Source organism: Curtobacterium sp. Arg-1 (assembly GCF_025643395.1).
In the GTDB taxonomy this organism is placed as follows: domain Bacteria; phylum Actinomycetota; class Actinomycetes; order Actinomycetales; family Microbacteriaceae; genus Curtobacterium; species Curtobacterium poinsettiae.
In genome coordinates this window covers 1423310-1448221 of record NZ_CP095731.1, presented here as the reverse complement: position 1 = coordinate 1448221, position 24912 = coordinate 1423310, and the positions used below count along the sequence as shown (strand labels likewise).

25 protein-coding genes are annotated in these 24912 nt (G+C 71.9%); 12 read left to right on the top strand and 13 right to left on the bottom strand.

Features of this window, described 5'->3' with window-relative positions:
* Nucleotides 1–32: 32 nt before the first annotated feature.
* From MXD64_RS06995 to MXD64_RS06980, 4 genes are all read right to left on the bottom strand, one after another.
* The gene (locus MXD64_RS06995; protein WP_214563489.1) at nt 33–542 is read right to left on the bottom strand and encodes a metallophosphoesterase family protein; all 510 of its coding nucleotides are present in this window, start codon (nt 540–542) and stop codon (nt 33–35) included.
* Complete coding sequence (locus MXD64_RS06990) at nt 539–1009, bottom strand: MarR family winged helix-turn-helix transcriptional regulator (protein ID WP_017886585.1); 471 nt, start codon at nt 1007–1009, stop codon at nt 539–541. Before MXD64_RS06990 ends, MXD64_RS06995 begins: the two co-directional genes overlap by 4 nt.
* An 83-nt stretch (nt 1010–1092) precedes the next feature.
* Nucleotides 1093–1554, bottom strand: coding sequence for a VOC family protein (locus tag MXD64_RS06985; RefSeq protein ID WP_194590624.1), 462 nt, complete (start codon nt 1552–1554; stop codon nt 1093–1095).
* 22 nt (nt 1555–1576) lie between these two features.
* Nucleotides 1577–1873: a GNAT family N-acetyltransferase gene (locus tag MXD64_RS06980; RefSeq protein WP_042537463.1), complete on the bottom strand. Its 297-nt coding sequence runs from the start codon at nt 1871–1873 to the stop codon at nt 1577–1579.
* Nucleotides 1874–1950: 77 nt separating this feature from the next.
* On the opposite strand from MXD64_RS06980, the gene MXD64_RS06975 reads away from it, so the two are divergent.
* Nucleotides 1951–2586 carry an NADPH-dependent F420 reductase gene (locus MXD64_RS06975; protein ID WP_017886582.1) on the top strand — a complete coding sequence of 212 codons (636 nt, stop codon included), beginning with the start codon at nt 1951–1953 and terminating at the stop codon, nt 2584–2586.
* Nucleotides 2587–2758: 172 nt separating this feature from the next.
* On the opposite strand, the gene MXD64_RS06970 is transcribed toward MXD64_RS06975, so the two are convergent.
* The gene (locus MXD64_RS06970) at nt 2759–3727 is read right to left on the bottom strand and encodes an aldo/keto reductase (protein ID WP_263137326.1); all 969 of its coding nucleotides are present in this window, start codon (nt 3725–3727) and stop codon (nt 2759–2761) included.
* Nucleotides 3728–4252: 525 nt separating this feature from the next.
* Between MXD64_RS06970 and MXD64_RS06965 the strand changes: the two genes are divergently transcribed.
* On the top strand, nt 4253–4609 hold the full coding sequence (locus MXD64_RS06965) for a hypothetical protein (protein ID WP_152427211.1): 357 nt from the start codon (nt 4253–4255) through the stop codon (nt 4607–4609).
* A 179-nt stretch (nt 4610–4788) separates the two neighbouring features.
* Here the strand turns inward: MXD64_RS06965 and MXD64_RS06960 are convergent, their stop codons facing one another.
* A complete protein-coding gene (locus MXD64_RS06960; RefSeq protein WP_017886578.1) occupies nt 4789–5646 on the bottom strand; it encodes a LysR substrate-binding domain-containing protein in 858 nt (285 codons plus the stop codon).
* 141 nt (nt 5647–5787) lie between these two features.
* Between MXD64_RS06960 and MXD64_RS06955 the strand changes: the two genes are divergently transcribed.
* On the top strand, nt 5788–7152 hold the full coding sequence (locus MXD64_RS06955; RefSeq protein WP_263137325.1) for an MFS transporter: 1365 nt from the start codon (nt 5788–5790) through the stop codon (nt 7150–7152).
* Between the two features lie 177 nt (nt 7153–7329).
* Here MXD64_RS06955 and MXD64_RS06950 read toward each other — a convergent pair whose 3' ends face one another.
* Nucleotides 7330–7977, bottom strand: coding sequence for an NAD(P)-dependent oxidoreductase (locus MXD64_RS06950; protein WP_263137324.1), 648 nt, complete (start codon nt 7975–7977; stop codon nt 7330–7332).
* Between the two features lie 108 nt (nt 7978–8085).
* Between MXD64_RS06950 and MXD64_RS06945 the strand changes: the two genes are divergently transcribed.
* Both MXD64_RS06945 and MXD64_RS06940 read left to right on the top strand, forming a co-directional pair.
* Nucleotides 8086–8448 carry a winged helix-turn-helix transcriptional regulator gene (locus tag MXD64_RS06945; RefSeq protein ID WP_263137323.1) on the top strand — a complete coding sequence of 121 codons (363 nt, stop codon included), beginning with the start codon at nt 8086–8088 and terminating at the stop codon, nt 8446–8448.
* Between the two features lie 67 nt (nt 8449–8515).
* A complete protein-coding gene (locus tag MXD64_RS06940; protein WP_263137322.1) occupies nt 8516–9547 on the top strand; it encodes an NADPH:quinone reductase in 1032 nt (343 codons plus the stop codon).
* Nucleotides 9548–9650: 103 nt separating this feature from the next.
* On the opposite strand, the gene MXD64_RS06935 is transcribed toward MXD64_RS06940, so the two are convergent.
* Nucleotides 9651–9836: a hypothetical protein gene (locus tag MXD64_RS06935; RefSeq protein ID WP_017886573.1), complete on the bottom strand. Its 186-nt coding sequence runs from the start codon at nt 9834–9836 to the stop codon at nt 9651–9653.
* A 41-nt stretch (nt 9837–9877) separates the two neighbouring features.
* The gene (locus MXD64_RS06930; protein WP_263137321.1) at nt 9878–10666 is read right to left on the bottom strand and encodes a hypothetical protein; all 789 of its coding nucleotides are present in this window, start codon (nt 10664–10666) and stop codon (nt 9878–9880) included.
* 113 nt (nt 10667–10779) lie between these two features.
* On the opposite strand from MXD64_RS06930, the gene MXD64_RS06925 reads away from it, so the two are divergent.
* Nucleotides 10780–11676: a patatin-like phospholipase family protein gene (locus MXD64_RS06925; protein WP_263137320.1), complete on the top strand. Its 897-nt coding sequence runs from the start codon at nt 10780–10782 to the stop codon at nt 11674–11676.
* Nucleotides 11673–13706, top strand: coding sequence for a S9 family peptidase (locus MXD64_RS06920; protein ID WP_263137319.1), 2034 nt, complete (start codon nt 11673–11675; stop codon nt 13704–13706). Before MXD64_RS06925 ends, MXD64_RS06920 begins: the two co-directional genes overlap by 4 nt.
* 61 nt (nt 13707–13767) lie before the next feature.
* Here the strand turns inward: MXD64_RS06920 and MXD64_RS06915 are convergent, their stop codons facing one another.
* Nucleotides 13768–14973: a glycosyltransferase gene (locus MXD64_RS06915; protein WP_194590628.1), complete on the bottom strand. Its 1206-nt coding sequence runs from the start codon at nt 14971–14973 to the stop codon at nt 13768–13770.
* Between the two features lie 62 nt (nt 14974–15035).
* Here MXD64_RS06915 and MXD64_RS06910 point away from each other — a divergent pair, with 62 nt between their 5' ends.
* Both MXD64_RS06910 and MXD64_RS06905 read left to right on the top strand, forming a co-directional pair.
* On the top strand, nt 15036–15932 hold the full coding sequence (locus tag MXD64_RS06910) for a UbiA family prenyltransferase (protein ID WP_017886568.1): 897 nt from the start codon (nt 15036–15038) through the stop codon (nt 15930–15932).
* The gene (locus MXD64_RS06905) at nt 15929–17368 is read left to right on the top strand and encodes a phytoene desaturase family protein (protein WP_042537383.1); all 1440 of its coding nucleotides are present in this window, start codon (nt 15929–15931) and stop codon (nt 17366–17368) included. The genes MXD64_RS06910 and MXD64_RS06905 overlap by 4 nt, the downstream gene beginning before the upstream one ends.
* 68 nt (nt 17369–17436) lie before the next feature.
* Here the strand turns inward: MXD64_RS06905 and MXD64_RS06900 are convergent, their stop codons facing one another.
* Entirely contained in the window at nt 17437–18630 is a 1194-nt protein-coding gene (locus MXD64_RS06900; protein ID WP_371831442.1) for an acyl-CoA dehydrogenase family protein, read from the bottom strand.
* A gap of 47 nt (nt 18631–18677) precedes the next feature.
* On the opposite strand from MXD64_RS06900, the gene MXD64_RS06895 reads away from it, so the two are divergent.
* On the top strand, nt 18678–19286 hold the full coding sequence (locus tag MXD64_RS06895; RefSeq protein WP_017886565.1) for a QsdR family transcriptional regulator: 609 nt from the start codon (nt 18678–18680) through the stop codon (nt 19284–19286).
* Complete coding sequence (locus tag MXD64_RS06890; protein WP_017886564.1) at nt 19283–19726, top strand: acyl-CoA thioesterase; 444 nt, start codon at nt 19283–19285, stop codon at nt 19724–19726. Before MXD64_RS06895 ends, MXD64_RS06890 begins: the two co-directional genes overlap by 4 nt.
* Before the next feature lie 5 nt (nt 19727–19731).
* Here the strand turns inward: MXD64_RS06890 and MXD64_RS06885 are convergent, their stop codons facing one another.
* Both MXD64_RS06885 and MXD64_RS06880 read right to left on the bottom strand, forming a co-directional pair.
* On the bottom strand, nt 19732–20172 hold the full coding sequence (locus MXD64_RS06885; RefSeq protein ID WP_017886563.1) for a VOC family protein: 441 nt from the start codon (nt 20170–20172) through the stop codon (nt 19732–19734).
* 223 nt (nt 20173–20395) lie between these two features.
* A complete protein-coding gene (locus tag MXD64_RS06880) occupies nt 20396–23872 on the bottom strand; it encodes a bifunctional proline dehydrogenase/L-glutamate gamma-semialdehyde dehydrogenase (RefSeq protein ID WP_263137318.1) in 3477 nt (1158 codons plus the stop codon).
* A 105-nt stretch (nt 23873–23977) separates the two neighbouring features.
* Here MXD64_RS06880 and MXD64_RS06875 point away from each other — a divergent pair, with 105 nt between their 5' ends.
* Entirely contained in the window at nt 23978–24880 is a 903-nt protein-coding gene (locus MXD64_RS06875; protein ID WP_017886561.1) for a LysR substrate-binding domain-containing protein, read from the top strand.
* Nucleotides 24881–24912: the final 32 nt, after the last annotated feature.

The following is a 24912-nucleotide window of genomic DNA, read 5'->3' as shown; positions in this document are numbered from 1 at the left end:
GGACCGTCCTCGGGGCCGGGTCTCGGGTGGGGCTAGCGGGCGACCGGGGGCAGCCGCACCAGCTCGACGGACAGCACGGCACCGCTGACCGTGCCGCGCATCCACGTGTGGTCGGGCTGGCGACGCCGGTCGGTCGGCGAGCCCGGGTTCAGCAGGCGCATCCCCGACGGCGCCACGGTGTCCCACGGGATGTGCGAATGGCCGAAGACGAGCACGTCGGTGTCGGGGTACTCGGCGTCCATCCGGCGTTCCCGGCCGGTCGACGCGCCGGTCTCGTGCACCAGGGCGAACCGCAGGTCCTCGACCCCGAAGCGGGCGACGAGCGGCAGGCGGTCGTCGAACTCCGGGCCGTCGTTGTTGCCCCGCACGCCCTCGAACCGTCGGGACCGCGCCTGCACGGCGTCGAGGGTGGCCAGGTCGACCCAGTCCCCCGCGTGCACCACCAGGTCGGCGGCGTCGATGTCGTCCCACAACCCGGACGGCAGGTCCTTCGCGCGCTTCGGCAGGTGGGTGTCGGACAGCAGGACGAACGACGTCGTCACGGCTCGGTGGGTGCCGGCATCGGGAGCCCGGCCTCGTCCGCGGCACCGAGGCGCTCCAGCAGCCCGGCGAGGAGCGCGATGTCGTCGTCCGACCAGTCGGCGAGCCGTTCGTCGAGCGCGTCGCGGTGCAGCTGCACGGACCGCTCGAGCGCCGCGCGGCCGGCGTCGGTCACCTCGAGGGGCTTCGCGTTGCCGCTGCCACCGTCGGTCGTCCGCACCAGCCCGGTCGCCAGGAGCCCGGACAGCTGCCGCGAGATCGTCGAACGGTTCAGCCGCAGGTACCGGGCGATGTCGATGGCCATGCAACCCGGGTGCTGCACCACGAAGTCGACGAGGGACTGGTCGACGACGCTCAGCACCTGGTCCGAGCCCCGGGCACGGATGCTCGCCCGACGGGTGATGCGGGCGAGTTCGGTGTACGCCCTGCTGATGTCGCTGTTCCGGACCTTGGAGCTCGGGTGGTCCATGGTGGCTCCAGCCTGTCGGTGCCGGCGCCGGCCGGCGGTCTTCTCGTCCGGTCACCATACCGGCGGGTCGGCCTGGAGTGCGGTCAGTGACCGGCGGCCGCGGCCTGCAGCGCCGGGATGTCCAGCTTGACCATCTGCATCATGGCCTCGAAGACCCGGGCGTTGGCATCGGGGTCACCCGATCCGCTCATCAGCTCCCCCAGCATCGACGGGGTCACCTGCCACGCCAGACCCCAGCGGTCGGTGAGCCATCCGCACGCCATCGGGCTCCCGCCGTCGGCGAGCAGCGCGTCCCACAGGCGGTCGAGCTCGTCCTGGGTGTCCACGTCGATCTGGAACGAGACCGCGTCGGTGTGCGGGTGGCCGGGACCGCCGTTCATCGCGCGGTACGGGGTGCCGAGCAGGGTGAACTCGACGACGAGGGCGCGGCCGTCCGGCATCCGGCTGACGCTGTCGACGCGGCTGTCGGGGAACAGTCCGACGTAGTACTCGGCGGCTTGTTCGGCCTGGTCGTCGTACCACAGGAACGGTGTGATGGCGGGCACGGGGAGCCCCTTCGTTCGGTGTTCAGTCCGCGGCGCTGCGGCTGAGCAGTTCGGCCTTCTCGGGGTGGTCGTCGAACCACTTGCCGACGAACCAGCACATCGGGACGATGCGCTTCGTGGTCGTCGACTCGACGTCGGCGACCGCGTACTCGACGAGCTGCGCCGCGTAGCCGTGGCCGCGGTGCTTCGGGACCGTGTACGTGTGCGGGAACGCCACGGCGTCACCGTTCACCCGGTAGTCGAGCACGCTCACGAGCTCGCCGCCGACGTACATCGCGTAGCGGTCCTGATCGGTCTCGTCGCGGAACTCGTGGTCCATGCCCGCCATCATGCTCCGAGCGGGCGCGGCGTGCCGTCAGGGGAATGGGCGGCGTCCGGCAGACGTTGCCCGGACACATGACAACCATCGGAATCATCGGCGCCGGCAACATCGGATCCCAGCTCGCACGACTCGCGGTACGGAACGGCCACCAGGTCGTCATCGCGAACTCCCGCGGCCCGGAGACCCTGACCGACCTGGTCACGGAACTCGGCGACTCGGCACGTGCGGCGACCCGCGACGAAGCAGCTGCAGCGGGCGAGATCGTCGTCGTGACGGTCCCCCTCGCCGCGATCGAGACGATCCCCGTCGAACCCCTGGACGGCAAGGTCGTCATCGACACGAACAACTACTACTGGGAGCGCGACGGCCACATCCCCGCACTCGACGACCAGTCCACCACCACCGCGGAGATGCTGCAGGACCACCTGCCCGGTGCCCTGGTCGTCAAGGCGTTCAACCACATCGCCGCCGACGACCTGACCGGCCACGCGACGCCCGCCGGCACCCCGGACCGCCGTGCCCTCGTCATCGCCGGCGACGACGACACCGCCAAGCAGACCGTCACCGAACTCATCGACGCGTTCGGCTTCGACGTCGTCGACGCCGGGCCCCTCGCCGAGGGCTGGCGCATCCAGCGGGACACCCCCGGCTACGGCCCGCGGCTGACCGTCGCCGAGATGCGCGACGCCCTGGCCGCCGCCACCCGCTAGTCCCGCTGGTCCACGGCTCGGCGCAGCAGCATCACCACCGCCGCCGCGCAGCCGCCGTTTCGCGCTGAGCGACACCTCACTGGCCCCACCGCCCGTGAGCGGTCGCTCAGCGCGAAACACCCAGCGCTAGGTACCCAGCGCGAAACACCCAGCGCGACCCGACCGCGCCCGCTCAGGCCCGGTCGAAGATCGTCGTCATGTCGGCGATGTCGTCCTCGGTCGGCGTCCAGGTGGTCCCCGCTTCGACGTTCTGCGTGATCTGCTCCGGCTTCGTCGCCCCCGCGATGACGCTCGACAGCCCCGGCTGCGCCAGGAGCCACGCGAACGTCGCCTGCAGCATCGTGACGCCACGGTCGTCGCAGAACCGCTGGTAGTCGTCGAGGACCTCCCACGGTGCGGCCTCGAGCAGCTGCGGCTTCGAGGTCGTCAGCCGCCCGTCGGCCGGGCCGCCCGCCTTCGTGTACTTGCCGGTGAGCAGCCCGTTGTACAGGGGGAAGAACGGCAGGAACCCGAGCGCGTACGCCCGCACGGCAGGCAGGACCTCGGCCTCGGCAGCCCGGGCGAGCGGGCTGTACTCGTTCTGCGCGGACACGAACGCCGTGGTGCCGGCGATCGACGCCGTGAGCTCCGCCTCGGCGATCTGCCACCCCGCGAAGTTCGAGTGGCCGACGTACCGGATCTTGCCCTCGCGGACCAGGTCGTCGAGGACCGACAGGGTCTCCTCGATCGGCGTCACGTCGTCGGGCCGGTGCATCTGGTACAGGTCGATCCAGTCCGTCCCGAGGCGCCGGAGCGACGACTCGACCGCGAGCCGCACGTACCGGCGGGATCCGCGGACGCCCCAGTCCGGACCGTTCGCGCCCTGCATGTCCATGCCGAACTTCGTGGCGAGGACGATCTCGTCGCGCCGACCGCGGATCGAGCGTCCGAGCATCTCCTCGGACATGCCCGGTGCACCGCCGTAGATGTCGGCGGTGTCGAAGAGCGACACCCCGGCGTCGAGGGCCGCCGACACGACGGCGTCGGTGCCCTCCTGCGACTCGGACGCGGTGCCCCGCCGCCCGAAGTTGTTGCAGCCGAGGCCGACGGTGGAGACGACGAGCCCGGAGGGGCCCAGGGGACGGTGTTCGATTCCGGTCATGCCCCGAACGTACCGGCGACCCCGAACCGGGGCTGCGACCCCCACAGCGGTTGCCGCTCCGGCTGAGCACGGATCAGTCGACGGAGAGGAGCACCGCAGTGGCAGCGCATCGCATGCCCGAATCGGACCGTCCCGGTCGGCCCGTCCCGGCTTGGGTGATCGCGCCGCCCGTCGACGAGGTCGCCCCCGAGCGGGTCGCCGCCGCCGGCCACGTGAACGCCTCCGGCCGGGAGGCCCGCCCCACCCCCGCCTCGTCGCGCGCCGCCCACGCGGCGCCGGTCCGACCGACCACGGTCGCCCGGGTCGGCCCGATCGGCTCCCGGACGCACCGACGCTTCGCCCACCAGCAGGCCGCCGCACGGTCGGCCGACCCCGCCCCCGCACAGGTGCTCGGCCCCGCTCCCGCCCGGTCGTTCGACACCGTGCTGCACGCCGCGGTGTCCCCCGCCGACGCGACCATGGTCGTGGCCGCAGCGTGGTGGCGGGGGCGATGCGTGCCTCCCGACCGAACTGCTGGACCAGCCCGTGCCCGGAGCCGCCGCACCGGAGCCGCGCCGTGCACTCGGCGTGACCGCCGGGGCGGGGCTCGGTGCCGTCGCCGGCATCGCGACGATCGGTCTGGCCGCCTGGTGGTTCACCGCGCCGTCGACTGTGCACGGCGTCGGCGTGGTGCTCGGACTGCTCGCGCTGGTGGTCTCGATCGTGGCGCTGCGCGACCGGACGTCCACGTGGCAGCGGCCGGTCGCGCTGCTCGGCGCCGTGCTCGGTGGTGTCGGCACCGTCGTGCTGCTGTGGGCGGTCGCCGCGGCGTTGCTGCCGCTCGCGGGGGTGACGCTGCCGGACGTCACCGGAACCGGCGTGACCCCGACGCTCGCCCCGTAGCGCCGCGACCGCTCAGACGCCGGCGTCTCGGTGCGACGCCCCGGGGACGTCGAGACGCCCCCGAAAGCCGCGGCGTATCGATGACTCTGCGGCGTCGATGGAATACGCCGGCGTCTCGCAGCACGCACCGGGGGCGACACACCGGCGTCTGAGCGCTGGCGGACGCAGGTCGCAACCGCTCAGACGGCGCGGACGACCCCGCGCGACAGGATCGCGTTCGTCAGGGCGTCGATCGGCTCCCGCTGCACCGTCGGGTTCGCGATGAGGACGTAGTCGACCGCGGGCAGGTCGGGCAGCCCGAGCCGCTGCGACACCTTCACCAGGTCCGCCGGGATGAGCGAGTGCGGGAACACCGCGACGCCGATGCCCGCGCGCACCGCGGCCAGCACCCCGTTCACGTCGCGGGTGTTGCAGGTGATGCGCCAGGTGCGGCCGGCGGCCTCGAGCGCGTCGATCGCCATCTGCCGGCTTATGCTCGGCGCCTGGTACGCGATGAGCGGCACGGGTTCGCCGGGTTCCAGGGCGATGCCGTCCTGCGCCATCCACACCATCTGGTCGGTGGCGACCCGGGTGCCCTCGGCCGACTCCCCCGCCGTCTGCTTGATGAACACCAGGTCGAGCTGACCGGCGTGCACCCGCCGGAGCAGCGGCGACGACTGGTTCACCGTGAGCTCGAGGTTGACCTGCGGGTGCAGCCGCCGGAAGTCCCGCAGGATCCGGGGCAGCTGGGTGATGGCGAGGTCGTCCGCAGCGCCGAACCGGAGCCGTCCGCGGGTTGCCGCGCCGGAGAAGTAGGCGTCGGCGGTGGCGTGTGCGGCGAGGATCGTCCGCGCGAACCCCGCCATCGCGTCCCCGTTGTCGGTGAGCGCGACGCCACGGGTGTCCCGGGCGACCAGGGTGCGTGCCACCGCGGTCTCCAGACGCCGGACGTGCTGCGACACCGTCGGCTGGCTGATGCCGAGCCGGGTGCCGGCCTGCGTGAAGCTGCCGGTCTCCGCCACGGCAAGGAACGTCTGCAACAGGACCGGATCGAGCACGGGGCACCTCGTTCGTTCGCGCGGGCGTTCGAGCTGTCGTTCGAGCAGCCACCCATGCGGGCGTTCGCGCGGTCATTCGACATCGCAATGGACTGATAGCCACCATAGGGGTATCGAATGGCTCGGCACCACGTAGTTTCGTTGGGGTACCAGATCCACACCGACGTCCGGAGAACCCCGCACCGTGAGCGCGTCACCGACGACCCTCCCCCGCCCACCGAACCGCTCCCGATCCAGGCCACGCGACCGCCGTGGCGCCACACGCTCATCGCCCTGTCCGTGCCGAACTTCCGGCTGTTCACGGCGACGAACCTGGTCGCGATGACCGCCGGCTGGATGCAGCGCATCGCCCAGGACTGGCTCGTGCTGCAGCTGACCGGCTCGGTCGCGCAGGTCGGCATCACGGTCGCCTGCCAGTTCGCGCCGATGCTGCTGTTCGGGCTGCTCGGCGGCGTGCTGGTCGACCGGTTCTCGAAGCGCGCGCTCATGATGATCACGCAGGGCGTCTTCGCCGTGCTGTCCGCTCTGCTCGCCGTGCTGACGCTCGCCGGCGTCGTCGAGGCGTGGCACATCTGGGTGATCGCGTTCCTGGTGGGCATGGTCACCGTGATCGACAACCCGGCCCGGCAGGTGTTCGTCACCGAGATCGTCGGGCACAAGCACCTGCGGAACGCCATCAGCGTGAACTCGTCGGTGTTCCAGCTCGGCGGCATGATCGGTCCGGCACTGTCGGGGGCTCTGCTCGTCGCGGTCGGTGCCGGCTGGTCGTTCGGCGTGAACGCGATCGCCTGTGTCGCCGTCGTCGTGACGCTCGGGTTCCTGAAGGTCTCCGAACTGCACCGCACACCCCCGGCACCGCGGGGCAAGGGGCAGCTCGTGGAGGGCCTCCGCTACGCCGTCAACAAGCCGACGATCATCGTGCCGGTGATCCTCGTGGCGTTCTTCTCGGTGTTCGCGTTGACGATGCCGGTGCTGCTGTCCGCCTTCGCGTCACAGGTGTACGACGTCGGCGCCGGTGGCTACGGGGTGTTCAACTCCGCCGTCGCGATCGGCGCCCTGGTCGGCGCGCTGCTGTCCACCCGTCGGGCCGTCGTGCGGCTCCGCACCATCGTCGGCGGGGTGTTCTGGACGGGCGTGCTGCTCGTCGTGTCGGGGTCGATCCCCGCGATCGCGCCGTTCACCGTCGCGCTCGTGGCCGTGGGGATGTCGCAGCTGCTGTTCCAGACCGCGTCGAACTCGCTCGTGCAGCTGTCGTCGAACGTGGCGATCCGCGGCCGGGTGATGTCGCTCTACGTCCTGGTGCTGCTCGGTGGACAGGCGATCGGCGGCCCGCTGATGGGCCAGGTCGTCGACCGCTTCGGTGCGCACGTGGGGATGATGGTCGCCGGTGGCGTGCCGGCTGCGGCCGCCGCGGTGATCGCGCTCGTGCTCGCCCGCCGAGGGGGCCTGCACCTGGCGGTGCGGATGCGACACCACCTGCCGGTGCCGGCGATCGTCGCGCACTGACGCGGGACTTCGCGGTGACCACCCGCCGGCCGGGAGGCCCGTGGCGGCCCCGCCCCGCGCCTCCCGTCCGCCCCTTGGTCGCGCCAGGCCGTACGCAAAACACCGGTGTCCACGCTCGACGCCGCGGAATCCCGCGGTGTGTTGCGCGAACACCGGTGTCCCTCGAGGGGCAGTGCCTCAGTAGGCGACGCCGAAGCGCGTCTGGTGGTGCGCCGGGGTGACGATCTCGTCGACGAACGCGATCGCGTAGTCGGCGCCGGAGATGTCCGAGTTGCCCGCGGCGTCGGCGAGCAGGACCTCGTCCGAGGCGCGGTAGGTGCCGCGGCGCTCGCCCGGGTTGTAGCTGCCGAAGGCCGCGGCGGGGCTCACGTAGAACCAGTCGACCTGGGTGTCCGAAGCGCGGAGGGCGTCGAGGATCTGCGCGTGGCTCTTCGCCTCGCCCTTGAAGGCGTCCGGGAAGCCGTCGGTGTCGAAGAGGCGGGGGCCGTCCTCGGACACGCGCATCGAGCCGGCACCGCCGACGATGCCGAGCCGCGCGCCAGCCGCGGCGGCGGCGTCGACGAAGTGCTGGAACTTGTCCTTCAGCTCGCTGCCGTCGGCCTGCACGGCGTGGAGCGAGACGACGACGACGTCGGCACCCTTGGTGACCTCGGACACGAAGTCGGCGTCGAACGCGTCGCCCTGCGCCAGGGTGAGGCCCTCGGCCGGCTCGAGCTTGCTCGTGTCGCGGGCGACCGCGGTGACGGTGAGGCCGCGGGAGAGGGCCTCGTGGGTGATGGCGGAGCCGGCGTAGCCGGTGCCTCCGAAGACGACGATGTTGGTCATGGTGTTCCCTTCGTGGACGTTCTGGGCGTCGGTGACGTTGACAGTCACCGTACAAGAGTTACTCTCTTTGAGTAAGTAGGCACCTGACGGTGCGTTGCGGAGGACACCATGTCAGCACTCGATTACAGCCCCTACGCGGCGGACTGCCCCAGTCGGCAGCTGCTCGACCGCATCGGCGACCGCTGGAGCGTGCTGACGATCGGCGTCCTCGCCGACGGTCCCGCACGGTACTCGGCGGTGGCGGCCCGGGTGCAGGGGGTCTCGCAGAAGATGCTCACCCAGACCCTGCGGGCACTCGAACGCGACGGCATGGTCACGCGCACGGTGTTCCCCGAGATCCCGCCGCACGTGGAGTACGAGCTGACCGATCTCGGACGGTCCCTGCGCACGGTCCTCGTGCCGCTGGAGGACTGGGCGACCTCGCACATGCCCGACGTCGCGGTGGCGCGCGAGGGGTACGACGCGCGCTGAGCGCCGGCGCGCGCAGCGCTCCGGCGCACTCGGAATCCCCGACGGTGACGAGTGGTTGCCTGGGGACATGCGATCGATCGTCTACACGAAGCCCGGTGCCAGCAGCGTCCTCGAACTCGTCGAGCGGGAGATCCCGGAACCCGGCGCGGGCGAGGTCCGCGTCCGCGTCGTCGTCTCCGGCGTCAACCCGACCGACTGGAAGGCCCGCGCCGGCGGCACCTACGGCGACGGCCTGCCCTTCCCCGAGATCACGCCGAACCAGGACGGCGCCGGTGTGGTCGACGCCGTGGGCCCCGGTGTGGAGGGACTGGCCGTCGGTGACCGCGTCTGGCTGTTCATGGCGGCGGCGTCACGGCCGACCGGCACCGCGCAGGAGTACACCGTCGTCCCCGAGTCCCGCGTGGTCCCGCTGCCCGACGGGGTCTCGTTCGACGTCGGCGCCGCGCTCGGGGTCCCCGCGATGACGGCGCACCGAGCCCTCACCACCCACGAGGACGGCCCCGCCCGACTCGGCCCCGGTGCCCTGGACGGCTTCACTGTGCTCGTCGCCGGCGGTGCCGGTGCCGTGGGGCACGCCGCGATCCAGCTCGCCCGCTGGGCCGGAGCGACCGTCATCACGACGATCAGCTCGGACGCGAAGGCAGCGCTGGCGACGGCGGCCGGCGCGCACCACATCGTCAACTACCGCGAGGAGGACGCCGCCGAGCGCATCCGGTCGATCGCGCCCGACGGCGTCGACATCGTCGTCGAGGTCTCGATCCCGCAGAACGCCGCACTCGTCGCGGACGTGCTGGCGAACCACGGCGTCGTGTCGATCTACGCGAACAACGGCGGGGACGAGGCGAGCCTGCCGATCCGGCCGAACATGACCGTGAACGCCCGCTACCAGTTCCTGCTGCTCTACACGATCGGTGACGAGGCGCTGTCCGCTGCGGCCGGGGACGTCACCGAGGCGCTGCACGACGGCGTGCTGCCGGTCGGCGAGGACGCCGGTCTGCCGCTCACCCGGTTCGCGCTCGAGGAGACCGCCCGGGCGCACGACGCGGTCGAGCAGGACACGGTCGGCAAGGTGCTCATCGACGTGACCGAGGCGCCGTAGCCGCGACACCGGATCCCACGCCGGGTCCGGCTCCGGCTCGGCGGACGACGAACGGCTCCCACGCATGCGTGGGAGCCGTTCGTGGTGGACGGTGCGGGAGGGGTCAGCGACCCAGACGCGCAGCGATGGCAGCGGTGACCCGGATCCGGGCTGCTGCGCGCTCGCGCTCGATGTTGGCGGCGATGACGTCGAGGTCTTCGTAGTCGGCGTCGGTGGTGGTGTCGTTCCAGTTCGGTGAGGAGATCCGGGCACGCCCGAACGACGGCGGAGCAGGGTTCACGGTCGTCATGGGGGCATCGTACGTCGAGCGTCCGACAGAGCGTGTGAGCATCACGGGCCTTTCGGGAACGAGTAGGTCAGCGAGAACGCGACGGCCATGAACGACGCCATCATCGCGATGTTCTTGGCGTCGAGTTCGGTGAAGGCGTCGGGCACCGGGGAGTCGACGGTGAGCATCCCGAACGAGTACTGGTCGGACCGGATCACCACCGACACGTACGAGGAGTACCGCGGTTCGAAGCCCGGCACGTCCTGGTCGACGTCGACGTCGGCGGAGCGGTCGCCGACGATCCGGGGTGATCCCCCGACCAACACCCACTCGAGGTTGCGGTCGCCGTAGGGCGTGCCCGCGCGGAAGACACCGGCAGTGTCGCCGGCGCCGGCGTGACCGATCGGCTCGAGCGCCCGCAGATCGGTGGACAGCTGGTAGACGTTGGCGCGGACGTCGGGCACCTTCGGCAGCAGGTAGAACGCCAGGGCCACGGCGACGCGGTCGGCGACGACGGAGAGTTCGCCGTGGCGCTCGGACCGGCGCAGTTCGGTGAACCGGACGAGCCGGGTGGCGATCTGACCGAACGCGTACCGGACGGCCGTCGACTGCTCGAGCTCCGCCGCGGTGGCGTTGTCCTCGGCCACCGAGCGCGCGGCGTCGCTGCGCCGGGTCCGGACCACCTGCACCGTCACCGCGGCGACGAGCACGACGAGCCCGAACGCGACGAGCGAGATTCGGACCGCCGGGGCGACGAACAGGTTGGGCAGCTGGAACGCGGCGGTGGGCGCAGCAGCCACCACGATCGGCCACACGACCGTGCCGACCCGTCCTGAACGCTGATGCCCCATGACCACGACGCTAGGTCACGCCACCGACTCGGTCGAAGTTGTCCACAGGTCGGTTCTCCACAGGATCCGACGGCCTCCACCAGCCCGTCGCACGCAGCTGGTAAGCAGGACCCATGACCGACGTCAGCACGCCCGTTCCCGGATCCAGAGCCCTCGTCCTCGGTGGCGGAGGTGTCGCCGGCATCGCCTGGGAAGTCGGCGTCCTCGTCGCCCTGCAGGAAGCCGGCGTCGACCTCGACGCCGCCGATCTGGTCGTCGGCACGAGCGCCGGCAGCGTCGTCGGCGCCTTCGTCCGGAACGGTGCCGTCCAGCAGGCCCACGACCAGCAGCACAGCCCGGCCCCCACGACCTACGAAGAGCCGGCACCGATCGACGTCGAAGCCGTGCAGCAGCACATCGGCGCAGCACTGCAGGGCGCGACCGACGAACAGGACGCCCGCGCTCGACTCGGCCAGGCCGCCCAGCAGGTCGTCGGCGGGCAGAGCGACGACGAGCGCATCGTGACCTTCGGCGAGACGCTCCCGTCCACCGAGTGGCCGGAGAAGCCCCTCGCAGTCACCGCGGTCGACGCCACCGACGGCACCTTCCGCCTGCTGACCGCAGCGGACGGCGTCCCGCTCCCCCGCGCGGTCGCCGCCAGCTGCTCGGTGCCCTTCGTGTGGACCCCCGTCAGCATCGACGGCCACCCCTACGTCGACGGCGGTGTCCGCTCCGGCACCAACGCCGACGCCGCCGCCGGGTACGAGCGGGTCCTCGTCATCGCCTGCGGACCCGAAGGGCCGTCTCCGTGCGGACCCTGGCTCGACGTCGCGGTCGAGGCCCTGCGCGCCGGTGGCTCGTCGGTCGAGGTCGTCGTGGCCGACAGCGCGTCCCAGCAGGCCTTCGGCACGAACTCGCTCTCGCTCGCCACCCAGGCGCCGTCGGCCGAGGCCGGCCACGCCCAGGGCACCGCGGTCGCCGAGCAGATCGCCGCCTTCTGGGCCGAGGACCTGGCGAGCGTGCACGCATGAGCGCCCCGTTCTCCGACCTCGACCAGTACATCGCGCTCCCCCGCGTCGACGGCATCGACGTCAGTCCGGACGGCACTCGCGTCGCCCTGACGGTCAGTGCACTCGATCCGGACGGCACCGGTTCCCGCCGGTCCATCTGGCAGGTGCCCACGTCGTCGACCGACGACAGCGGGTCCGCTGCGCGCCCGGTCCGCCTCACCCGTTCCGCCAAGGGCGAGGGCGGCATCGCCTTCACCCGCACCGGCGACCTGCTCTTCGTCTCCGCCCGGCCAGACGCGGACGCCAGCGACCTCGAGGCGGCACAGCTCTGGGTGCTGCCCGCCGCGGGTGGCGAGGCCCGCCCGCTCACCCGTCTCGCCGGGGGTGTCGGTGGCGTCCTGGCCACCGCGTCGTCGTCGGACGTCGTCGCGCTGACCGCCGACCTGCTGCCGGGGGCCGGTTCCGACCCGTCGACGGTGCTCGAGGCCGACGCCGGGCTCCGGAAGACCCGCAAGGACAAGCACGTCCGCGCGATCCTGCACGAGACCTACCCGGTGCGGTACTGGGACCACGACCTTGGTCCGGCCCAGACCCATGTCCTGACGCTCGACACGGCCGGCGGCGCGGACGAAGTCGCTCAGCCCGTGGACCGCACGCCGTCCCCCGGCCGCTCCCTCGACCACGTCAGCGGAGCGCTCACCCCCGACGGATCGGTCCTGCTGGCAGCCGTGGGCGTCCGGGAGGCCCGTGGACACCGCTCGACGCTCGTCACCATCGACCTGTCCAGCGGCCGCCGCACGGTGCTGTTCGACGACGTCGACGTCGACCACGAGATGCCGGCGCTCAGCCACGACGGTCGGACGATCGCCTGGGTCCGCACCGTCCGCTCCACCCCCGCCGGTGCGAACCAGCAGGAGGTCTGGACGGCCGGCATCGACGGCTCCGACGCCCGCCGCATCGCGACCGACTGGGACCGTTGGCCAAGCGAGCTCGTGTTCGAGCACGGCGACGGGGCGCTCCTGGCGGTCGCCGACCAGGACGGCCGCGCGCCGGTCTTCCGCATCCCGCTCGACGGCGGCGCCGTCGAGCAGCTGATGCACGACGACTGGGCGTACTCGAGCCTGCGCGTGGCGGAGGCGACGGGCGTGGTCGTGGCACTCCGGGCCTCCTGGGCGGCGCCGCTGCACCCCGTGCGGATCGCGACGGACGGTACGGTGACCGCGCTGGCGACGCCGGCGCCCCTGCCGGACGTGCCCGCCAACCTGGAAGAGGTCGAGACGACCGCTGCCGACGGTGCCCGTGTGCGCGGCTGGCTGGTCGTACCCGAAGGCGACGGGCCGCACCCGCTCGTCCTGTGGATCCACGGTGGGCCGCTCAACTCCTGGAACCAGTGGTCGTGGCGGTGGAACCCGATGCTGCTCGCGGCACGCGGGTACGCCGTGCTGCTGCCGGACCCCGCGCTGTCCACCGGTTACGGGCTCGACTTCGTGAACCGCGGCTGGAACGCCTGGGGGCAGGCGCCGTACACCGACCTGATGGCGATCACCGACGTGGTCGAGGCCCGAGCCGACATCGACGCCTCCCGCACCGCGGCGATGGGCGGGTCGTTCGGCGGGTACATGGCGAACTGGGTCGCCGGGCACACCGACCGGTTCCGGGCGATCGTCACCCACGCCAGCCTGTGGGCGCTCGACCAGTTCAACGGCACGACGGACTCGTCGCAGTACTGGTCGTCGATCTTCGACGCCGACGGGATCGCGGCGAACGACCCGCACCGGTTCGTGGGCGACATCACGTCACCGATGCTCGTCATCCACGGCGACAAGGACTACCGGGTGCCGATCGGCGAGGGGCTGCGGCTGTGGTCCGAGCTCGCGGAGCACCACGCGGCGCCGGACGGCTCGATGCCGCACCGGTTCCTGTACTTCCCGGACGAGAACCACTGGGTGCTCTCCCCGCAGCACGCCGTGGTCTGGTACGAGACGGTGTTCGCGTTCCTCGGGCAGCACGTGCTCGACCAGGAGTGGGAGCGACCCGAGCTGCTCGGCTGAGCGACACGTCCGGACCGAAGGAGCAGCCGCCGACGATCCCTGCCCGCGCCGCGACCACGGCTCAGAGGGCTTCGAGCACGTCGAGCGCCCGCTCGACCCCGTGCTCTGCCCGCATCCGCCGCCCCACGTCGGCGGCACGGTCGCGGCGGGTCAGGGCATCGCGCATCGCGGGTTCGAGCGTGCCCACCGACAGGCGACGCAGCGGAACCGGAGCGGCGGCCACGCCCTGTCGGTGCAGCTGCGCGGCCCAGAACGGCTGGTCCGCGGTGACGGGCACGACGACCGCGGGCACGCCGGCGCGGGCAACGGCGTGCGCGGTACCGGCCCCGCCGTGGTGCAGGGCGAGCGTCGCGCCCGGCAGCACCGCGTCGAACGGCGTCGACCCCACCGCCAGCACGTCGGGGCCACGGAGCGCAGCCGGCAGCGCGAGGCCGCCCGCCCCGGTGACGAGCAGCACCCGGAGGCCGTGGGAACGGGCAGCCGTGACGATCGCAGACCCTCGAGCCGCTGCGTCCCGCGCCGTCCCCGTCGCCATGGACCCGAACGAGGCGACGATGAAGCGACCGGCCCGCAGGAAGTCGCCGACCTCGGGGTCGAGTGACGCCGACGGTGTCGCCTCGTACCAGGCCCCCGTCTGGTGCACCCGCTCGGGCCAGTCGTCGGGCCGCGGGAGCAACGCGGGACTCACAGCCATGAGCGTCGCACGCGACGGCGACCGCCGCGCGGGACGACGGCCGCCCGGCAACTCGGCGGCGGCGCGCACCACGTCGGCGTCGAAGAGACGGGCGACGGCGCGGGGGACGGCGTAGGTGGACCGGTTGCGCGGGCCGAGGTCTCGGGTCGCCGTCGGGCCTCCGGCGGCGGGGAAGCGCTCGCTCGGGGTCGCCACGGGTGCGAACTCCACCAGCACGCGGGGGACGCCGAGCGCGTCCGCCACCATCGGAGCGCTCAGGATCAGCGGGTGGTGCACCACCACGCCGGGGCCGAAGTCGACGCTCTCCCGCACCGCGGCCGCGAGCATCCGGCGCATCGCAGGACGCACCTCGGTGCGCAGGTGGTGCGCGAGCACTCGAGGGGTGCGCCGGACGGGGAACAGCACCCGGTGCGCGTCCAGGCCGAGGCGCACGGTGTCGACACCGTCAGGCGCGACCGCGTCGTCCGGCAGCGCCAGCCGCACCTGGTGTCCGCGGGACAGGGCACGTCGTGCCAGTGCGGCGAAGGGCTCGACGTCGCCGCGGGTGCCGGCGGTGAGCAGCATCATGCGCATCCGACCAGTGTGGCGGGGAAGCCGGCGCCCGGCGTCACCGTCGGCCGGGTACGCTCGGGCCCGTGACTGACGGACTCGAGCGGATCCCGCGAACCGCGCTGTCCGGGATCGGACCGGCCGTGCGCCGGCTCCTGCTCATCTCGCGACCGGTGCTGTGGATCAACACCATCGGCTCCGGGCTCGTTGCCGTGTGGCTCACCGGCGCGCTGTTCGACGTGCGGGCGTTGCCGCTCATCCTGTGGCTCACCCTGCCGTTCAACCTGCTCATCTACGGCGTCAACGACATCTACGACCAGGACACCGACGCGGCCAATCCCCGCAAGGGGTCGATCGAGGGTGCCAGGATCCGACAGTCCGAGGTGCGACTGATCGCCTGGGCCGTCGCGGTCGTGAACGTCCCGTTCCTCGTCTACTTCTCCATCGCACTGCCGCCGCTCGCGAACGCGGTGATCCTGCTCTACGCGGGTGTCTTCGTCTTCTACTCCGCACCGCCGCTGCGGTTCAAGGCGCGGCCGTTCCTCGACTCGCTGAGCAACGCCGCGTACGCGCTGCCGCTGGTCATCGTCCCCGCGGCGCTCTCGGTCACCCCGGTGTGGCCGGCTGCCCTCGGCCTGATGGCGTGGAGCGTGGCCAAGCACGCCTTCGACGCGGTGCAGGACATCGAGGAGGACCGCCGTGCGGGCATCACCACCACCGCGGTCCGGCTCGGCGCGCGCGGGACGGCATGGTGGAGCGGGTCCTGGTGGATCGCCTCGACGGCACTCTTCGCCGTGGTGAGCGTGCCCGTGGCCGCAGTCAACCTGCTCATCGCCGGCATCCTGGTGGTGTCCCTGCTGCGTGATCCGACGCCGGAGACCGGTCACCGCCTGTACCGTCTGTCGGTCGCCTTCCCGTACATCGCGGGGTCGTTCGTCGGGGTGCTCCTCATGGTGTCGATCGTGTTGGGAGGCCGCTCGTGAGCCGCATCGTCGTGGTCGGGGGCGGGATCGGCGGCCTGACCGCCGCCGCGCTGCTCGCACGTGCTGGCCATCGGGTCACCCTGCTCGAATCCTCCGCAGAGCTCGGCGGCAAGAGCCGGCGCATCCACCTGGGTGCGGACCGGATCGACACCGGCCCGTCGTTGATGACGTTCCCCGCCGTGTGGGACGAGTTGCTGCGGCGACTCGGCGACGGCGCGGACGCGGGCGCACCCGAGCGCACTCGCGATGCCGGTCACCTCGACCTGGTGCGGATGCCCGAGGTCGGTCGCTACTACCACGACGGCGAGGAGACCTCGCTGCCGGTGGCGCCCGACCACCCGTGGTACCCCGCCTGGCGCCGGTTCTCGGACCTGCACGCGCCCCTCGCCGACGACGTGACCGAGCTGCTGCTCGCCGACCCCCTCGACCGCGCGGCCCTCCCGGCGCTCCGTCGGCTCCTGGCCGTCTACGGTTCGCGACTCACGACGCGCGCCTACCTGGACGGCTTGCAGTGGCTGCCGGACGGGCTGCGCGAGATCATCGCGATCCACACCCTCAACGCGGGCGTCTCGCCGGCACGCACCCCGGCCCTCTACGCGAGCATGCCGGCGATCATGGCGGAGACCGGTGCCTGGGTGCCGCGCGGCGGGATCTACGAGATCGTGCTCGCGCTGGCCCGGCTGGCCGAGGCCGCCGGAGCCGAGGTGCGCACCGGCGAGGCCGTCACCCGCATCGAGCGCGGGTGGGTCACCACCGAGGTCGGGCGGTACCCGGCCGACCTCGTCGTCAGCGCCGTGGACGCCGACCGACTCACCACACTGACGGGCCCGTCGCGGATCCCACCGCTCCCCCGTCTGCGTCCGCGCACCCTCTCCTGCTCGGCCGTCGCGGTGTACGGCGTCCTCCGCCAGGAGTTGCCGGCGGACCTCGCGGCGCACAGCGTGGTGCTCCCGACGAAGCCGGCGGCACTGCACCGCAGCCTGGAGGCCGGCGACGAGCCGGCGGACACCATGGTGTTCGTCAACCAGTACCGCGCGGGCGAGGTGTACCCGAACGGGCGCAGCACCGCAGGGATCCTGCTCACCGCGCCCGCCGACGGCGGTCACTACACGGCGGAGCACCCCTTCGTGCGGCGCGAGGTCGACCGTGTCTCCCGCGCGATGGGACTCGACGGGCCCCTCACCGACCTGCTCGACGAGCAGGTCGTGCTCGATCCGCAGTACTACGGCGAGGGCGGCGAACCACACGGGGCGCTCTACGGAGCGGCACGCCCGCCGTGGCTGAGCGGGCCGTTCCACCGTCCCTCGTACAACGACCCCTGGCGGCCCTGGCTGTGGCGGGTCGGTGCGTCGGTCCACCCCGGCGGCGGCGTCCCGGCGGTGGTGGGTGGCGCGATGATCGCGGTGAACCGGCTGCTCAAGTCGACACCGGCCTGACACGAACGAGCGAACCGGCGAACCGGCGAACCGGCGAACCGGCGAACCGCTCCACACCAGCCGGGCAGTTACACGAACGCGGCCTGCCCGGTGATCGCCCGGCCGACGATCAGGGTGTTCACCTCGCGCGTGCCCTCGTACGAGTAGATCGCCTCGGCATCGGAGAAGAACCGAGCGACGCCCTTGTCGAGCACGATGCCGTTGCCGCCCTGCACCTCGCGGCACCAGGCGACGGTCTCGCGCATCTTCGAAGTGGCGAACGCCTTGGCCATCGCGGAGTGCTCGTCGCCACCGACCCCGGCGTCCTGCATGGCCGAGGCCTGCGTGCAGAGTGCGATCGAGGCCGTGATGTTCGACAGCGACTTGACGAGCAGGTCCTGCACGAGCTGGTGCGCGGCGATCGGCTTGCCGAACTGGACCCGCTCGCGGGCGTAGGCCAGGGCGGCCTCGTACGCGCCGATCGCGATGCCGACCGCCTGCCAGGCGACCTCGGTGCGGGTCAGCCGGAGCACCTCGGCGGTCGAGCGGAACGACGTGGCGTTCTGCAGCCGACGCGACTCGGGGACACGGACGTCCCGCATGACGATGTCGGCGTTCTGCACGCCGCGCAGCGCGATCTTGTCCTCGATCTTCGTCGCGGTGAAGCCCGCGGTGTCGGTGGTGACGAGGAAGCCCTTGACCTGGCCGTCGGCGACGTCCTTCGCCCAGATCACGACGACGTCGGCGAAGGTGGCGTTGCCGATCCAGCGCTTCTCGCCGTCGAGCACCCACTCGTCGCCCTCGCGCCGTGCGGTGGTGCGCAGGCCTTTGGCGGAGTCGCTGCCGGAGTACGGCTCGGTGAGTCCGAAGGCCCCGATGAGCTCGCCGGCGGCCATCCGTGGCAGCCACTCCCGCTGCTGCTCGTCGCTGCCGGCGACCGCGATGGAGTTCATCGCCAGGCCGGACTGCACACCGATGAAGGTGGCGACGCTGGCGTCGACCCGGCCGAGCTCGAGCGCTGTCCACCCGCGGTAGACGGCCGAGTTCTCGAACCGGCGCACCATCGGCACGCCCGGCCCGTACATGCCGAGCTCGGCGAGCGGCGCGATGACCTGCATCGGGAACTCGGCACGCGCCCAGTACTCGTCGGCGATCGGCCGGACCTCTTGCTCGAGGTACTGCCGGAGCTGCCCGAGCGACGCACGCTCCTGCTCGGTGAGCTGCTGCTGGAAGCCGTAGAAGTCCGATTCGAGCAGGGCCGTGGCGGGCATGGTCGTTGACATGGGAACCACGATGCATCATTCTCGAAAACGTTGCAAGAGAGGATCGCGTGTACACATCAGACTCTGCGCTGCGCGCCTTCCGGGAGGCCCGTCACACCTTCATCGCCGGGTCGCGGATCGACATGGGGGCGTTGGCTGCCGCACTCGGCGTCGATCGCACGTCACTGTTCCGCTGGGTCGGCAACCGTGACCGGTTGCTGTCCGAGATCTTGTGGTCCCTCGCCGTCCCGACGCTCGACGGGGCAACCCACGCCGCCGACGAGATCGGAGCGACCGGGGCAGCCCGGCTCGTCGTCGTGCTCGACCGGTTCACCGCGGACCTGATCGACGCCCCGTACTTCCGTGCGTTCCTGACCCGCGAACCGGCTCGGGCGATGCGTCTGCTGACCACCTCGGAGAGCGACGTGCAGAGCCGGTTCGTCGCCCGGGTCACCGCACTCATCGAGCAGCAGGAGTCGTCCGGTACGTTCGATCCGGCACCGTTGTCGGCTGAGGAGCTCGCACGGCTGCTCGTCCGGATCTCCGAGTCGTTCACCTACGCCGAGTTCATCTCCGGTGAGACCCCTGATCCCGACCGGGCACGTGCGGCGTTCGAGTACGTCCTGCGGCCCGACGCGGTGCACGCCACACCCGCACCACCGATCGGAGACCGATGACCATCGACGAGTACCCGTTCCGCCGCTCCTACCCCACCAGGTGGAACGACAACGACATGTTCGGGCACGTCAACAACACGATCTACTACTCGGCGATGGACAACGCGTCGACGTACTGGTTCCGCGAGTTCGCCGGGCTCGACCCGTTCTCGTCGGAGTGGATCGCCGTGCTGGTGTCGTCGAGCTGCCGGTTCGTCGAGTCCGCCGTCTGGCCGGACGTCATCGAGGTCGGGATGCGCTCGAAGCACCTCGGCACCACGAGCCTGTCGTGGGAGTTCGGCCTGTTCCGGCAGTCCGACGGGGCACTGCTCGCCACGGGCGAGTTCGTGCACGTCATCATCGACCGTGAAGGTGCCCGTCGTCCGATCCCGCTGCCCGCCGAACTCCGCGAGCTCGTCACGGGTTCGATGGTCGCGCAGCAGCCCGCCGTCGCCGACTGAGGACCTCAGCCCTTCAGCGCAGCCAGCTCGAGGTTGATGTCGTCGGGGTCCTGCACGGACAGGATCACCATGCCGGCGTCGCCGAGGTCGGTGACCTCGCCGTGCTCGACCCCTGCGGCGTCCAGGCGTGCAGCCGCCTGGTGCAGCTCGTCGACCGACCCCACGACGAAGCTCACGTGGTCGAGGCCGACGGTGTCAGGGTCGAACGTCTGCCCCGCCGGGGCGACCGGACGGAGCCCGAACACCTGGTCGCCGAGCCGGAACACGGAGCCGCCGTAGAAGCGCTCACGGTCCTCGCGCACGCCGGGCTCGTCGACCTGGTCGCTGAAGTCGATCGCCGGGTCGGTGCCGAGCAGCTGCTGGTAGAACGCCTTGCTGCGGTGGATGTCGGTCACGGTGACACGGACGTGGGCCAGGGCGGTCGGGCGTGCGAACGGCTCGGTCATGGTGGAGCTCCTCAGGGTTGCGCGCCGTGGTTGCGACGCGCACCCGAGGCAACCCTCGGTGCCTCCGAAGCACCCGAGGCCGTGCGGCGACCGGACAGCCGCGCGCACGACGTTCCGCACGCCGCACAACCAGAGCGCCCCCGAACCACGCGATCGCGCGGTTCGGGGGCACTTCGGTCGTGCAAGCGGCGCTGGACCCGAACGCCAGCGCCGCGGTCCGGGGTCAGATCAGGTCGTCGGTCAGGTGGTTCGGCGTGCCGAAGCGGTGCGCCGTGATCGACACCGCCTGCTCGCGGACGAACGGCAGGATCTCGAGCCGCCCGGCCTCGGTCACCGGGCCGCCGTACACCGCGACGTCCGGACGACCACCGACGGCGGAGTACAGCGCCGAGGTGTCCCCACCGATGAGCCGCACGCGGGTCGAGGGACCAGAAGCGACCGAGCTCGCGAAGGCCCCGTCGGACACCGTCTGCGACAGCGAGCGCACGATCGGCAGCGACCGGATCGCCGAGGCGACGGACGACGGCAGCGTCGCGGCCGTGGAGACCTCGATCGTCGTGCCAGCCCGGAGTGCGGCTGCGACGACGCGGACGAGCTCGATCACCGAGGCGTCAGCGTCCGCGTCGGCGACCGCGGCCAGCCGCACCTGCACCGACGGGAACGACAGGTACCGGGCGATGTTCCGCTCAGCGGAGAGCGCCGAGACGTCCGTCGCGGTGCCGAACAGCGTCGACCAGGCCTGCTCGTCGGACGCCAGCGCGCGGTCGAGCATCGGCGAAGCGACCTCGGCAGCCCGGGCGAACGCCGAGACCGGACCCGACACGGCGACACCGGACGCACCGGCCGCCGGTGCCGGCGTCCACGACCCGAGCCCGAGCAGGTAGTTCAGCCCACCGGCTTTCGTCCCCGCACCGACTGCCGACTTCTTCCACCCGCCGAACGGCTGCCGCCGGACGATGGCGCCCGTGATGCCACGGTTGACGTAGAGGTTGCCCGCCTGGATCCGCGACAGCCACGTGCCGATCTCGGCCGGGTCGAGCGAGTGCAGTCCCGAGGTCAGGCCGTAGTCGACCTCGTTCACGATGTCGATCGCCTCGTCGAGGGAGTCGGCGGTCATCATGCCGAGGATCGGGCCGAAGTACTCGGTGCGGTGGAACTCCGAGCCACGGCGGACGCCCTGTCGGACGCCCGGGCTCCAGAGCTTGCCGGTCTCGTCGAGCTGCTTCGGCTCGACGGCCCAGGACTCCCCCGCGCCGAGCGTCGTCAGGCCGTCGAGCAGCTTGCCCGAGGCCGGCTCGATGACCGGGCCCATCTGGGTCGCCGCGTCGGTCGGGTAGCCGACGGTGAGCGACGACACCGCGTCGAGCAGCTGGTTCCGGAAGCGCTTGGACTTGGCGACCGAGCCCACCATGACGACGAGGGACGCGGCCGAGCACTTCTGACCGGCGTGCCCGAACGCGGACGCGACGACGTCCTTCACGGCGAGGTCGAGGTCGGACGACGGCGTGACGATCACGGCGTTCTTGCCCGAGGTCTCGGCGAGCAGCGGCAGGTCCGGCCGGAACGAGCGGAAGAGCTCGGCCGTCTCGTACGCACCGGTGAGGATGACCTGGTCGACCATAGGCGACGCGATGAGCTGCTGCCCGAGGTCGTCCTCGGACACCTGCAGGAACGCGAGCACGTCGGCCGGTGCCCCGTGGGCGTCGAGCGCGGTCTCGATGATCGAGGCGAGCACGGCGCCGGAGCGCTCGGCGGGCGGCGCGGGCTTCAGGACGACGGCGGACCCGGCGGCCAGTGCGGCGAGGGTGGACCCGGCGGGGATCGCGACGGGGAAGTTCCACGGCGGCGCGACGAGGGTCAGCGCTGCGGGCGTGAAGGTCGCACCGTCGACGTCGTCGAGCGAGGACGCCAGGGTGCCGTAGAAGTGCGCGAAGTCGATCGCCTCGGACACCTCGGGGTCGGCCTGGTCGATGGTCTTGCCGGTCTCCGACGCCATGACCTCGATGAGGGCGGCACGGTTCGCCTCGAGTGCGTCGCCGACGGCGTGCAGCACCGCGCCACGCGCACCACCGGACCAGGTCCCCCAGACCGCACCGGCGGCCTTGGCGCGACCGAGCGCGGAGTCGAGCGCCGTGGCGGAGCCGACCCGGGCCTCCTGGACGGCACGGACGCCGAGCGTCGACGAGGCGACCCGTGCGGTGATGGCGTCGCCCCAGGCACGGACGGCGCCGACCGAGGGGTCGCTGTCCGGGGTGTTCTCGAAGTGGCCGGGGCCGGGGCGGCCGACGGCGGCGTACCGGTCGGCGACCCGGTGTGATGCCGGCGCTTCGAGCCCCTCGGGCGTCGCGAGCGGCACCAGGGAGGCGCGGAAGCGCTCCTCTTCGCGGGCGAACAGCGGCGGCGACGACACGAGCGAGAAGACGGCGGACATGAAGTTGTCCTGCGACGCGCCTTCTTCGAGACGACGGATCAGGTAGGCGATCGCCACGTCGAACTCACCCGGGTGGACGACCGGCGTGTAGAGCAGGAGCGAACCGACCGTGTTCTTCACGGCCGACGCCTGCCCCTGCGCCATGCCGAGCAGCATCTCGAACTCGATGCCGTCCCGCACGCCACGCTCACCGGCGAGCAGCCAGGCGTGCGCGACGTCGAACAGGTTGTGCCCGGCGACACCGACGCGGACGTTCTCGACGCGCGATGGGGTGAGCGCCCAGTCGAGCACCCGCTTGTAGTTGGTGTCCGAGTCCTGCTTGGTGTGCCAGGTGGCGAGCGGCCAGCCGTGCACCGAGGCCTCGACCTGCTCCATCGGCAGGTTCGCGCCCTTGACCAGCCGGACCTTGATGCCGGCACCGCCGCGGGCACGGCGGGCGGCGGACCACTCCTGCAGCTCCTGCATCGCGGCGAGCGCGTCGGGCAGGTACGCCTGCAGCACGATGCCGGCTTCGAGGCCCAGGAACTCAGGCTCGTCGAGGAGCTTCGTGAAGACCGCGATGGTGAGGTCGAGGTCCTTGTACTCCTCCATGTCGAGGTTGATGAACTTGGCGGGGCTGGCGGCTGCGGCGCGCTGGAAGAGCGGTCGGAGCTGCTCGACGATGTCGTCGACGGCGTGGTCGAACGCCCACGGGGAGTGCGGGTGCACGGTGGACGACACCTTGATCGAGACGTAGTCGACGTCGTCGCGGGCCAGGAGCTTGTGGGTGCCCTCGAGCCGGCGGGCGGCTTCGCGTTCGCCGAGCACGGCCTCGCCGAGCAGGTTGACGTTGAGGCGGACGCCGTCGCGCTTGATGCCCGCGATCGCCGGGCCGAGCTTGGAGTCGGTGGCGTCGACGATCAGGTGGCCGACCATGTTCCGGAGGACGCGGCGGGCGATGGGGACGACGACGTTCGGCAGGACCGGGGCCATGCCGCCGCCGAGCCGGACGAGTCCGCGGAGCGCGGCGGGCAGGAACCCGGGGGCGTCCGGGGCGATCTGGCGGAGCTTGCGGGCGGCGACGGCGAGGTCTTCCGGTCGCACGACGCCGTCGACGAACCCGACGGCGAAGTCGAGGCCGGCGGGGTCGGCGAGCACGCCGGCGAGCTGCTTCGCGGAGCCGTCGACGGGGTACGACTCGGCCTCGGCGAGCCACTGTCGGACGAGCGCGACGGACTGGTCCGCCAGGGCGTCGTGGTCGATGGCGGAGTCCTCGTGCAGCGTCGTCATGGGTTCAGTGTGGAGGTCCGGGATGCGGTAGCGGAAGTGAGCGTTCCTGATGGATACCGTTCAGTTGCGCTACCGTTCCGGTCGCGGTCCGGCTAGCGTCGGACCATGCTCGACGTCCGCCGTCTCGTGCTCCTCCGTGAGCTGTCCATCCGTGGCACGATCGCGGCCGTCGCCGAGGCGGTGAACTTCACCCCGTCGGCGGTCTCGCAGCAGCTCAGCGCCCTGGAGCGGGAGGCCGGTGTGCAGCTGTTCCGCAAGGCCGGCCGACGGCTGCAGCTCACCCCGCAGGCCGAGGTGCTGGTCACCGCGGCGGGCCAGGTGCTCGACGTCCTCGAGCACGCGCAGTCCCAAGTGGAGGAGACCCTGTCGTCCGTGCAGGGCCGGGTGCGGGTTGCCGTGTTCCAGTCCGCGGCCCTGGCCCTGATGCCGAGCGCCCTGCACGAGATGGCGACGGAGCACCCCGACGTCCGGGTCGAGATGGTGCAGCGGGAGCCGGAGACCGCACTGAACGAGACGTGGGCTCGTGACTTCGACATGGTGATCGCCGAGCAGTACCCGGCACATGCCGCACCGCACCTGCCCGGGCTCGACCGATCGGACCTGACGACCGACGCGGTGCGGCTCGCCCTGCCCCCGCTCGACACCGCGCTGCGCCCGGTGTCGTCGCTCGAGGACGCGCGCACCATGCCCTGGGTGATGGAGCCCCGCGGCACCGCGTCGCGGCACTTCGCCGAGCAGGTCTGTCGGCGCTGGGGTTTCGAGCCGGACGTCCGGTACGAGACCGCCGACCTGCAGACGCAGATCCGCCTGGTCGAGTCCGGCAACGCGGTGAGCCTGATGCCGGACCTGATGTGGACCGGCCGGACGACGACCTGTCGACTGCTCGAGCTGCCGGAGGGTCCGCGACGGACGATCTTCACGGTGGTCCGCGCCGCTGGCGCGTCGTCGCCAGCGGTGCGTGCTCTCCGCGCCGCGCTCGAACGTGCCGCGTCCGTCGTCGGAGCGTGACACGGCGGTCTGGAGGCGCGGCTCGGGTCGGC